We start from the raw sequence: 12793 nt of genomic DNA, 5'->3' as shown, positions 1-12793 counted from the left end.
CCTTATTGCATTTTTGCAGATTGCGCTTTTATGCGCTTAGATTCTTCTGTATAAACATCTTCTGGAATTGCATAAGATTTTTGCCAAATTTTTACAAACGCTTTTAGAATCTCACTAAGACTTTGCAAACTCAAAAGCACAAAACCTAACACCACAAAAGATTTAAAGATAAAATAATACGGAATCTTTCCATTTTGTGAAGATTCTCCTATTTTGTAGGATTGTATTGTAAAATCTAGCCCATATTTCACCATAATCAAAGAAAAAGGCAAAATAAATAAAAGATTAATAAAAAACCAACTCATCACTTTTGTTTTTTGCGTATAATGCGCATAAACTAAATCTACGCGCACATGCTTATCTTCTTTTAGAGTATGCGAAATTGCAAGCAAAACAAGTAATGCAAAACAATACAAACTTAAATCATCAAGCTTACTATTCACATAAGAAAAATTTAATGCAATAGACAACCCAAAAACCAAAAAAGAAAGCACCCAAAGTGCTATCATAGAAACCTTTGAACTCACTAAAGATATTCTATCTAAAAATAATGCAACCTTTAAAATCTTTTGCATAATGATGCTTTTCCTAAAAAGTAAATTAATTTTAATTTTTTATAAAATTTAATATTGTCTCAAAATTTTAAATAAAATACAAGAAAAAGCTTTAAAACTTTTAAAAAATCCCACTAATAAAAACAACAAGTATCAAAAATGGAATAAAAAACTTCACATAATAAAACCAAGCATTAATAATTTTCTTATGATGAAATCCATTTGCAAGCTCTTCTTTTGCATCATCTCCTAAAATCCAACCCACAAAAATCGCTGCCCCAAGTGCAGTTAAAACAAAGAAAATATTTCCGCTAATAAAATCAAACGCATTAAAGATATTCTCATCAAAAATACAAGGAATATTTCCTGCAAGAAATGTTAAAATTAACACCCAAGATACAGCTGTTTTGCGCTGCATTCCTAGTTTTTCTTGTGCTGTGGTAATGAGTGGCTCATAAAGCGTAATAGAAGTTGTAAATGCTGCTAAAAGCAACAACAAAAAGAATCCGATTGCAACCATAGAACCAAAATACATTTTTGAAAATACAATAGGCAAAACTTCAAATACAAGGCGTTCTCCAGAATCTGGTTCTAACCCAAATGTAAAAAGTGAAGGAAAAATCATAAATCCTGCTAAAAGTGCGATAATTGTATTGACGATTCCTGTAATTGTGGCAGTTTTTACAAGATTTTCTTGCTTATTGAGATAAGATGATAATGTAATCATTACGCCAAACCCTAAAGAAAGCGCAAAAAAGACTTGCCCTAACACTTGAATAAATAGCTCTGCTGTAATTTTGCTAAAATCAGGATATAAGTAAAAATGCACACCTTCATACGCCCCATCTAATGTGAGATTCCTTATAACAACACTGATGAGACAAACCAACAATAAAGGCATTAAAAATTTCGCAGCTTTTTCGATTCCATTTGCGATTCCTTTTATAAGCACTACATAATTCAAAAGCACAAATACAATCGTATAAAAACTAATCGCCAAAGTGTTATCGCTAATATTTTCCACATAAAAGTTCTTTGTAACTTCTTTTGTAATAGGGGCATATAAGTCAAGATTACCCAACACAATGCTTGTAATATACACAAGCACTCGCCCTCCAAGCACCATATAATATGCAATAATCCCAAATGCACCAATAAGCCCCATATAACCAACAATCTTCCAAGCCTTAGAGATATTTTTACGTTGATACTCACCATCAAAAGCATCTACGGCATTTTTATGCGCTCTTCTTCCAATCACATTTTCGACTAAAATCATCGGGATTCCAATTAAAAGCATTGCTGCAATAAACGCAAGCACATATGCTCCACCACCATTTTGTCCCACCAAATAAGGAAATCTCCAAGTTGCCCCAAATCCAATTGTAGCTCCAGCTGTTACTAAAATATAAGCTAAACTACTTGACCAAGAATATCGCATTTATAAAACTCCTAAAAAATCAAAGTGCTATTATAGAATATATTTTAAGTTTTATGGTTTTTAAATTTGCAAAATATCGCCAAATTCAATAACTTATTAAGAAAAAAATCTTTACAATCTTTTTTTACTTTACAACTTAAGGAATCTTATGTTTGAGTGGATTGCGAACCCAGAAATGTGGATTGCTTTAGTAACATTGATTGCACTAGAAATTGTTTTAGGTATTGATAATATTATTTTTATTGCGATTCTTGTTGGACGTTTGCCAAAAGAACAACGTCAAAGGGCTAGGATTTTTGGATTAGCTTTAGCAATGGTAACACGCTTATTACTTTTACTCTCACTCTTTTGGATTATGAAGCTAACAACACCGCTTTTTTCTATTTTTTCACAAGAAATTTCCGGACGCGATATAATTTTACTTCTAGGGGGATTATTTTTAATCGGTAAATCTACACTAGAAATTCACCACGATATTGATAGCGCAGGAGAATCAAGTGATGAAGAAGCTTTAAAAGAAGGTGCGAAAAAAGGCTTTTTTAGCGTATTAATCCAAATTGCTATTTTAGATATTGTATTCTCACTAGATTCTGTAATTACTGCTGTGGGAATGGTAAATACTATTGAGATTATGATGCTTGCAGTTATTGTTGCAGTTGGTGTGATGATGATTGCTTCAAAGAGTATTTCAGATTTTGTAGATAATAATCCTACAATTAAGATTCTAGCTTTAGCATTTTTAATTTTAGTGGGTGTTACTCTTGTCGCAGAAGGATTAGATTTTCATATTTCAAAAGCCTATATTTATTTTGCTATGGCTTTTTCATTGGGTGTGGAATCCATCAACATTTATATTAAGAAAAAACGCCTTGAAAATACAAACAAAGGATAAAAATGCCCTATGTAAATTTTAAAATCACAACAGAAAATGGAAGCCCAACAAAAGAACAAAAAGAGCAGATTATCAAAGAAACAACAGAGCTTTTAGAAAAAATTTTAAACAGAAGCTGCAAAAATGCAGTTATTGTTATTGATGAGATTCCAACAGATAATTACGGATTTGGTGGAATCTCAATCACACAAAAAAGGGCGCAATCTTAAAAAGGCTATTTTATGAAAACACTCACTATTATTGATACTTTTGGATTCTTATTTCGTAGTTATTTTGCCCTACCGCCACTTAAAAATCGTGAGGGTTTTCCCACAGGTTTATTAACAGGATTTGCAAAGCTTATTATGCAACTCCACAAAGATTATCCTAACGACTATCTCGTTTTTGCATTAGATTCCAAAGAAGAGAATTTTCGCAAAAGCATTGACCCTCTCTATAAAGCAAATCGCCCAGAAGTGCCAGAGGACTTAAAGCTACAACTTCAAGTTGCTATTGATTGGGTAGAACAAATGGGCTTTAAAAATATCAGCATTGCAGGCTATGAAGCAGATGATGTTATTGCTTCTATTAACAAATGCGCAAATGCACTAAATGTTAATGTTAGAATCATAAGCCACGATAAAGACTTGTATCAACTCATTGATGGCGATACCTTTTTATTTGACCCTAAAAAGAAACAAGAAATTAAAGAAGAACAATGTATTGAAAAATATGGTGTAACTCCATCGCAGTTTATTGATTATCAAAGTATTGTAGGTGATAGTGCTGATAATGTGCCGGGAGTCAAAGGAATCGGCGCAAAGGGAGCTGCAAATCTACTAAAAGAATATGGTTCGCTTGATAATATTTATAAAAATTTAGATTCCATTACCCCAGTGCGCACACAAACACTTTTAAAAGAAGCAAAAGATGATGCTTATCGTAGTCAAAAGCTTGTATCTTTGCGCGATAATCTCTTAAATGATTTTAGTTTGCAAGATTGTGAAATGCCAAGAGTTAGCCCACTGCTTAATATCGTAGATTCTTTACAAAAATACGAAATTTATAGTGTTTTAAAAAAACTTCCCATAAAAGATAAAACAATAAAAAGAGATTCATCAGGACATTTTAAGTATCAAGCCATTTTAATTGAGAATGCCACAATGCTAAAAAACCTAATGGCACAAATCACAAAAGATTCTATTGTATCCTTTGATACAGAAACTACGGATTTAGATGTTTTGCATGCCAAAATCGTAGGCTTTTCTTTTTCTTTTGATGGGATAAACGCTTATTATGTTCCTATTGCACATAGCTATCTAGGTGTGCCAGAACAAATTAGCAAAGAGCTTGTATTAGAATTTATCACTGCCCTATTTGACGCAAAAGCAATCATTGGACACAATATCAAATACGACTTAGAAATCTTGCGCACAAATTTTAACTTTAGCCCTAAAAGTTATCATAATATCAAAGATAGTATGCTCTTAGCTTGGCTATATCAAAGTGATATGCCTTGCAATCTTGATGATTTAATGCATCGCTATTTTAAACACATAATGATTGCTTTTAAAGATATTATCAAAAAAGGAGAAAACTTCTCACAACTCCCAATCGAAAATGCCTTTACCTACGCGTGCGAAGACGCTGCAGCTTGTTATCAACTTTTTCATAAAATTTATGATTTACTTCCAAACTCTTTAAACACAATTGCAAACAATGTAGAATTCCCTTTTATTCAATGTTTGGTCAATATGGAGCTAAGTGGGACAAAAATCAATATTGAGTATTTCAAAAACCTAAAAATTGAAATGACAGAAAAGCTTCAAGCACTCTCTGATGAGATTTATACTCTTGCAAATAAACGCTTCAACCTAAACTCCCCACAGCAACTCTCTATCGTGCTTTTTGAAGAGTTAAATTTACAAAGTGGAAAGAAAACAAAATCCGGCTTAAGCACAAATTCTAGCGTGCTAAATTCCTTAAAAGACGCGCATCCCATTATCCCAAAATTATTAGAATACAGAGAACTTTTTAAATTGTATAGCACCTATATTGAACCCTTAATCGACCTTGCTAGCCAAAATACAGAACATAAAGTTTATACCTCTTTTATGCAAACAGGCACAAGCACAGGACGTTTAAGCTCAAAAAATCCCAACCTGCAAAACATTCCGGTTAAAACCCAACAAGGCAGACGTATCCGAGAAGGTTTTATTGCGCAAAATGGACATTTACTCTTAAGTTTAGATTACTCTCAAATCGAACTACGTTTGCTTGCGCATTTTTCAAAAGATAGCGCAATGATTGAAGCTTTTCATCGTGATGCTGATATTCACCTTGAAGCAGCGAAAAAAATCTTTGGAGAAACACAAGCAAAAGAAAAACGCTCCGTAGCAAAGAGTATTAACTTTGGGTTAATCTATGGAATGGGAGCTAAAAAACTTTCTGAAACTTTACAAATTAGCTATCAAGAAGCAAAAACTTATATTCAAAACTATTTTGATTCCTTTCCAACCGTAAAAGACTTTTTAAAAGAACAAGAAGAATTTATTTTAAAAAATGGATATTCCCTAACGCTTCTAGGAAGAATGCGAAAATTTAATTTTGAAAACATTCAAGAATTTCAAAAAGCAGCATTTTTGCGTGAAGGAATCAATGCAATTTTTCAAGGCAGTGCCGCAGATATTATTAAGCTTGCAATGATTCAAATCACACAAGAAAAATTAGAATCCAAATTACTTTTACAAGTGCATGATGAACTTATTTTTGAAACTCCTGAACACTTAGCAGATATTGAAGCACAAAAAATTACACAAATTATGGAAAATATCACTACTTTGCGCGTGCCATTGCGTTGTGGCGTAAGTCTTGCAAAAAATTGGGGAGAGCTTAAAGGATAATTAATAATCCACGCGACTTAAAAATAAACCATTGGGAGAAATTGGGATTCTATAATGCCATTTTCCCAAAAGTTGCTCTTTTAAATCTTCTAATGTCAAATTCCCTTTATCAATCTCTAATAAAAATCCTACCATTAACCGCACTTGAGAACGCAAAAACCCATTTCCCCAAAACGATAAAATCCAAAAGTTTTTAAACTCCCTTAACTCTGCTCTAAAAATTATGCGCACACTAGATTTTTCATCACTTCCTTGCTTCATAAAAGCTTCAAAATTATGTGTGCCAACAATTAACTTTAAAGCCTCTTGAATAAGATTTGGATTTTTCAAAACATAATATAAAGAAAAAGGCGCAAAAAGCGGGGAAGCGTGCTTACTTAACACATAACAATATCCCCTTCTTTTTGCGCTAAATCTAGCATGAAAATTTTTACCAACTTCCCAAATACGCTTAATATAAATATTTGGTGTGAGTTTTGTGTTTAAATGTTGTCTTAAGCGTTCTAAATCTCTCCAAAAATATGGAATCTCTAAAGATATAACTTGCGCACTTGCATGCACTCCCTTATCTGTGCGCCCACTAGCAACAATTTTACTAAAGATTCCAACACTTCTAAAGACGCACTCTAACGCATTTGCTACACTTTGCACATCATTTTGGTTTTGGAATCCAAAAAAAGCACCGCCATTATAAGCAATACGCATTGCAACTTTAATATTTTTTCGAAGGCTTCCTTGTAAGCTTTTTTGCATCAATTCTTAAAACCTTCTGTAAAATTAATAGAATCTTGCAATGTAACGCTTATAGAAAAAATATCCTCCAAAAGCCCAAATTGTCGGCAGTAGCAACATTCCAAGCAATGGTATATAAGTCGCACTTAAATACATCAAAGCAAAAAATATCCCAACCACACCCATTGTTTGCAGAATCGTATAATTCTTTTGATAGCGCGGATTTTTTACACCAAGTAAGGGAAAATAAAACAAACTAATAAGTGGAAAAAGGGAAAGCAAAACATACATACAAAGATTCCGCTTTACCTTATCTTGCCTTGCATTTTCATAAAATGCTCTCTTCCAATACTCCAATAAACCGATATTTCCATCGCCTGAAAAATCTATAATAGAACGCAAAATCATTACTTCAAATCCAATATACTCTATTCCATCGCTTATCTTTCTATAAATCTTCCCATTTTTCAAATGCGCTTCCATAACACCATCTGTATTTTCAATGCTTGCTTCTTTTGCAAAAATAAGTCCATCTTTTTGACTATTTTCACCTTTTTGCAAAGAAAGAAGCACAATATTTTCATAAATGTTATCTTTGCCTTTTTGCACATACACAAGCCATTCTCCAAGCTTTTGCCCAAACTCTCCTGCTTGTAGATTAATATCAATGCTACTTTTGCGCTCTTCTAAAAACTGCCTATAGGCAATATCGCTAAGCGGTGTAAGCACAAGAGATAAAACAAATAAGCTTATGCTTGCTAATAAAGCAATAGGCAAAAAAATCTTAATGATTTGTTTTGGACTCATACCAAGTGCGAATAATACAGGCAATTCATAATCAAAACTAAGGCGCGATAATCCAAGCACACATGCGACAAAAAAACTTAGTGGAATCACAAAAAAAAGCATTGTTGGCAATGTGTAAAAATATAAAGTTAATAGCTCAAAAAAGCTAATCTTTACCACAAAAGTTACTCCTGCGATTCGGATAAAAATCACCACAGAAGCGATAAAAAATAATACTAAAAAAACAGAAAAAAAGATTTGCGCAAAACTTTGAAATAAAAAATTTTTAATTCTCAATATTTAAAAACCTTATAATAAATTTGTAAATTTTCTCTATGTGCATCAAGCCATAGTCGAACTCTTTTTGGATTTGTATCAAATTTTTCTACAAAATTCCAAAAATCCCTACTATGATTTTGATGTTTTAAATGTGCAAGCTCATGGATAATCACACTATCAATACAATCTCTTGGCATCAAAGCTAATCGTAAAGAAAAACGGATTCTTTTCTTTAGCGAAAAACAACAACCTAATTGTCGATAACTTTTACCAAATGTAACCGCACTAGGGTATAAATCCATTACTTTCGCAATAAATTCTAAACGCTTACTCATATAAGATTTTAATGCTTCTTTATAAAATGCTTCTAAAATCTTTTTATAGCGCGTATCATTTGCCTTTATAGCGCATAGCCAAAGATTTTGCAAACAAACCACACTAGATTCTGCTTGTGCATTTTGTGATTCTTTCAATCTTTGAATGCGCTTGCAAAATGTTTGCATAAAACCTGCTTGTTCTGCCTCTATGCTAACAGCATTAAAATCTTTCCATTCGCCAAAATAATACATTTTATCTTCAAAAAATACAGAATCTTGCATTGCCTTAAAATGCGATAACACCCATTCCATATTGATACTTAAAAATTCTAAGCAAGCTTTCTTAGAGATTCTTTTTGATTTCTTAAGCACCAAAGCACCTCCTCCATCAAACTCCATTTTAATACCTTTTATGCGATTATTTTCTACAAGTTTAAAAGGTAAATTACTAGGAAAATTCTTAGGTAATTGCAAAATTTAGCCTATTGATTAAAAGGTGCAAAACGTGTGCTTGTTGGCTTTAGAATCTCAATATTATATTGCACTTGTTGATTTCTTATTTTTTCTTTAAAGAACCGCTTTGCGCTAGGAACGCTTTTCGTATAAAAATACTCCACTCCAAATGCTGTTGTGTAATTAATCCAACTATATTCCAAATCTGCATTTAAAAGCTTTGCATTTTCGACAAACAAACTATCAAGTGGCATAATAGAATTTGCAATAAACATATTACTTCTATCACGTTCTTGCGTAATAGAAAGCAAACTAGGATTATAATTAATTTGTGTTGAGTATATTGCATTTGGACGAATATCATTATAGGTAATTTGCGAAAGAATAATGCTAGAATTTGTTACAGGAGTATTAAGAAAAATACGCGTGGAACGCAATGTGCTTCTTAAATTTTTCATCTCTTTTTGAAAATCTGGATTCTTTTTGAGGTTAAAACTTCGAGAATAGATTAAATTTGCATTTTCTTCTTGTGTATAAGCCTGCATTTGCCTGCCAATAGTGCTATCATCATAAAAACTTGTTGCCTTGACATTTGGATTTAAAGCAGAAAGGCTTTGAATCTGCTCTGCATAGCTAATTCCCCCAAAAATAACATTTGGAGTATTAATTTCTGTGTTTAATTGCGTTTTATGCACTGTTGGTATAAACACAGACATATTTGGGTTTATCATATTTAGCGCATTTGCACCCTCTTGTGTAACAACAGCAATCACTTGACGATAGCCTTTAGCATAAATAGTTTGTAAAATAGCCTGCATATCCTCTAGCGATTCTGTTTTAGAATCAAAAATTTCAAAGTTAAATTTCCCTTTTTGATTAAGAAGATAGCTCAAAATCACATTTGTTGTAGTGCTGGAATAACGCCCTATACTCTTACGAGGAAACATTAATGCGACACTAAAAAATGGTTTTTGCGCACCCAAAAAATAAGGAATCTCAGAAATTTCAAGCGTGCTTAAAAGCGTGTTTAACTCTGTAACAATCATAGCATTTTGATTGTCTTTATTCACATTAGCAATAAAAGAAAACACTTGTCCTTGTTCTAAAAAATTTCTCAAGCAACTCGTGCTGCATTTCTTGCTTTCAAGATTCAACACCTCCATATTTGGAGAAGGCAAAGGTGAAAGATACTTTCCGCTTGCTAGCCCAAATTGCGGATAAATTAACATCACACACAATATTATTTTTTTAAGCATTTTTTTCTCCCAATAATTGTCTTAATTCTAAAAATTCTTTATGTGCAGCAATTTTAAGTTCCGGTTGGCGCACAAGCAAAGAAAGCGCAAAAGTAGGAAATACCTCATAGTGATTCCATTTTAATAACTTCCCTTGCACGCTATTATAGCTATTTCCATCTTTTGTGAGATAAGAATAAACTTCAGCACCTAGAATTACAAGCGTTTTTGCTCCACAAAACTCTAATTGTTTTAAAAAATATCCCATACACGCTTCTATGCTTGCTTGCTCATTTTGCTTTGGAATCTCACATTTTAAAAGTGAGAGAATAGAAACTTCTTTAAGTGAGAGTTTAAACACACCTTCAATAATATTTTTTAGCATAATAGACGCTTTAGAACCAAAACGCATTTGTCCGCTAAACAAAGGAAAAAGAGTAACAAAAACTAGCTTAGAATTTGCATGACATAATCCAAAATTTGGCTGTGAAGATTTTTGCGCACACAGCTTACAAGCTTCTATCATCGCTTTTAAATCACTTGTATTTTGGCTTTGGAATCGCTGCTGTATAGGTGCTAAGAATTGTGGCTCACAATAAGAAAAACCACAAGATTGTAGTAAATATAACTTTTTTAAAAGTAAAGCCTGATGAAGTGTTTGCAAAAGTTCCCCAATAAATAAACGCAATTATAAACTAAAATCATTAAACGCTTCTTTATTTGAGCTTCCTTCGATACCAAAGGAGTGCAAGCATCACCAAGCCAAAAAATATAATCTCAAGTAAAAGAGATTTTAACTCCACTATACACTCTCAACCATATTTTGTTCAATCATATTCTTTAAAAGAATATCACTTTTTAACACATTCTCTCGCAAAGACTTTTCTAGGGATTCCAAATAATTTGTATCCACATAACTTTTAACATCTTTTTTATCTGCAACTTCGACTTTGTTTTCATCTTTTGCACCAAGATTTAGCAAAGTATCCCCCAATGAATCTTGTGTTAAATCAAAATTAAACTTCCAAATCACAAACATTTCTACATTTCCGCTTGCTTCAGCACCAACCTTAAAAAGCACTGCTTTGCCATCATCGCCCATCATTTCATTAAGGCTAATCGCACCATCAAAATTGCTATCTTGTGCGATAGAATGGTTAATAAAATCTCCAATATTATCGATAAATCCAACTTGCTCTAAAAACTTCTTTTGGGATTCTAAATCCCCTCCAATCCTATCTGCAATCGAATAATAACTTCCATCAAGCAAGCTTACAAGACTTTTTAAATGCACGCCCTCTTCTAAGCTAATTTGCCCATTGCCATCACTATCACCGCTTAAATATCCCATTTTGTAAGCCGCGTCATAATAAAAGCCTTTAACATAATCACTTGCTTCTTCTAAAGAACCAAATTGTTCAATAAGCTTTTGTGCATTTGCATCATTTAATGGCACTGACACTTTTTTTCCACTCACTTCATCAATAAATTCTACTGCTTGTTTTATGGTTTTATCATTCTTTGTATCTTCTGTAACTTCTAAAGGATTATGCGCATCTTTAACCTCTTTTGCAATACCATTTGGAGCTTTAGAGCTTGTTTGGACAATTGCTTTATCTAAGATTCCACCTTTTTTGCTTTCTCTTTTTATCAAAGTGTCATTTTCTACACTTTGTGAGATACTTTCTTTTGCTTTCTTTTTATCCTCTATCTCTTTCTTTTTGCGTTCTTCTAAAGGATTGCGGATTGGGGTTTGTTCTTTATCTGAAATATTAACGCTAGAAGCAAGCATTTCTTCTTGTGCAATCATTTGACTTTGCTTTCTAGCTTCGCTAGATTCTGTGCCTTGCCCTAGCATACTAAGTGCCGAAGCTTCACCTTCTGTTGATTTTTGCAAACTTTCTTTTAGTGCATTTACATCGACTTCTTTAGCGATTTTTGGCTCTACATAGCCATTATTTTGAAGTTGTTGAATCGCCTCTTTAATAAGCCGTCGTTTTTTAAAATAGTCATCTTGTGTAGAGCTTGTGCTAAGTCTTTCATTTTCAGCAGTTCTATTATTTGGGTTTAGAGCATCTTGCATTAATGCGCCATAATTCACACCCTGCATATAAGACTGCACGCCCGTTCGTTCAGAATACCAATATGCCATTTTCTATCCTTAAATTTGAATTTTTATCCTTAAATCTAAGCAATTCCTTTGGCATTCTTCAAGCAAAAACTATTCCTATTTTTGCTTTTTATTGATAATATTCCTTTAATACTCAATACCTGCTTCTCTTAATGCGTCTCGAATCGCACGCATTTGAATATTTTTATCAAAACACCATTTTGGAGCTAAAAGCGTATCATTACGCACGCCAGCACTTACTCTGTGTATTACGACATTTTGAGGGATTATTCTTAACGATTCCACAATTAAATCAATATAATCATTAAGCGTAATAGGCTTATATTCTCCCTTTTCATACATATTTGCAAGCAATGTTTTTTCAATAATATACAAAGGATGCACTTTAATCCCATCACTACCCCATTCAAGCACGGTTCTTAAGCTATGGAGCATCATTTCTTTTGTTTCTTTTGGCAATCCATAAATAATATGCGAACAAGTCTTTAAGCCTCTTTTCTTGCTCTCTTTAATACAAAATTCCATATTTTCTGTCCCATGCCCACGATTTATAAAGCGCAAAGTCTCATCATAAACAGATTGGATTCCATATTCCACCCAAATTTCTTGCCCTCTTTTTTGGGATAACTCTGCTAAAAAATCAAGCAATTTCAAATCAACACTATCTGTGCGTGTGCCTATGGACATTCCTATGACATTTGGCAAACTTAATGCTTCTGTATAAAGTTTTTGCAATGTATCAAAAGGAGCGTAAGTATTTGTAAAAGACTGAAAATAAATCATATATTTTCCTACACCAAATTTATTACAATGAAACTCACTTTGCCACTCAAATTGATGATGTAATTGCTTAAGCTGCATTTCTAAAAGTGGATTTTCTTGCATATTAGGGTGCATTGTTATACGCACTTTTGGTTCTTTTTCAAGCGTTGGAGAAAAACTTTCATTCTTGCAAAAAATACAACCACCGCGCGCAACAGTTCCATCAATATTCGGACAGGTAAAACCAGCTAAAGCAATAGGAATCTTACGCACCCTTTGACCAAAACGGCGCTTGCAGTAACGCCCAAATGTTAGCATTTGTTTCACAT

Annotated in this window: 12 protein-coding genes; 3 read left to right on the top strand and 9 right to left on the bottom strand. The window is 33.0% G+C overall.

Annotated elements, in window-relative coordinates:
• Window positions 1-2: 2 nt before the first annotated feature.
• The gene (locus LS70_RS04465; RefSeq protein WP_034288314.1) at window positions 3-575 is read right to left on the bottom strand and encodes a TRAP transporter small permease subunit; all 573 of its coding nucleotides are present in this window, start codon (window positions 573-575) and stop codon (window positions 3-5) included.
• Window positions 576-675: 100 nt separating this feature from the next.
• A complete protein-coding gene (locus LS70_RS04460) occupies window positions 676-1995 on the bottom strand; it encodes a sodium-dependent transporter (protein ID WP_034288311.1) in 1320 nt (439 codons plus the stop codon).
• 148 nt (window positions 1996-2143) lie between these two features.
• On the opposite strand from LS70_RS04460, the gene LS70_RS04455 reads away from it, so the two are divergent.
• The 3 genes from LS70_RS04455 to polA are packed head-to-tail and all read left to right on the top strand — an operon-like array spanning window position 2144 to window position 5769.
• Window positions 2144-2887: a TerC family protein gene (locus LS70_RS04455; RefSeq protein ID WP_034288308.1), complete on the top strand. Its 744-nt coding sequence runs from the start codon at window positions 2144-2146 to the stop codon at window positions 2885-2887.
• Between the two features lie 2 nt (window positions 2888-2889).
• A complete protein-coding gene (locus LS70_RS04450) occupies window positions 2890-3096 on the top strand; it encodes a 2-hydroxymuconate tautomerase family protein (protein WP_034288305.1) in 207 nt (68 codons plus the stop codon).
• Between the two features lie 12 nt (window positions 3097-3108).
• Window positions 3109-5769: a DNA polymerase I gene (polA, locus tag LS70_RS04445; RefSeq protein WP_034288302.1), complete on the top strand. Its 2661-nt coding sequence runs from the start codon at window positions 3109-3111 to the stop codon at window positions 5767-5769.
• Here the strand turns inward: polA and truA are convergent, their stop codons facing one another.
• The 7 genes from truA to LS70_RS04410 form a co-directional block, all read right to left on the bottom strand.
• Window positions 5770-6522, bottom strand: a complete 753-nt coding sequence (gene truA / locus LS70_RS04440) for a tRNA pseudouridine(38-40) synthase TruA (protein WP_052083345.1) — start codon at window positions 6520-6522, stop codon at window positions 5770-5772. It lies immediately after the preceding gene.
• A 24-nt stretch (window positions 6523-6546) separates the two neighbouring features.
• On the bottom strand, window positions 6547-7584 hold the full coding sequence (locus tag LS70_RS04435) for an LptF/LptG family permease (protein WP_034288299.1): 1038 nt from the start codon (window positions 7582-7584) through the stop codon (window positions 6547-6549).
• Window positions 7581-8282, bottom strand: coding sequence for a M48 family metallopeptidase (locus LS70_RS04430; protein WP_138109349.1), 702 nt, complete (start codon window positions 8280-8282; stop codon window positions 7581-7583). Before LS70_RS04430 ends, LS70_RS04435 begins: the two co-directional genes overlap by 4 nt.
• Window positions 8283-8365: 83 nt before the next feature.
• Complete coding sequence (locus LS70_RS04425) at window positions 8366-9592, bottom strand: hypothetical protein (protein ID WP_034288296.1); 1227 nt, start codon at window positions 9590-9592, stop codon at window positions 8366-8368.
• Complete coding sequence (locus LS70_RS04420; protein ID WP_034289220.1) at window positions 9585-10235, bottom strand: uracil-DNA glycosylase family protein; 651 nt, start codon at window positions 10233-10235, stop codon at window positions 9585-9587. Before LS70_RS04420 ends, LS70_RS04425 begins: the two co-directional genes overlap by 8 nt.
• Window positions 10236-10373: 138 nt before the next feature.
• Entirely contained in the window at window positions 10374-11723 is a 1350-nt protein-coding gene (locus tag LS70_RS04415) for a hypothetical protein (RefSeq protein WP_052083343.1), read from the bottom strand.
• Window positions 11724-11828: 105 nt separating this feature from the next.
• Window positions 11829-12782, bottom strand: a complete 954-nt coding sequence (locus LS70_RS04410) for a TIGR01212 family radical SAM protein (protein WP_201273964.1) — start codon at window positions 12780-12782, stop codon at window positions 11829-11831.
• Between the last annotated feature and the right edge of the window lie 11 nt (window positions 12783-12793).

The organism is Helicobacter sp. MIT 11-5569 (assembly GCF_000765695.2).
Taxonomy (GTDB): domain Bacteria; phylum Campylobacterota; class Campylobacteria; order Campylobacterales; family Helicobacteraceae; genus Helicobacter_D.
The sequence above is the reverse complement of the archived record's forward strand: the minus strand, read 5'-3'. Positions and strand labels throughout refer to the sequence as shown.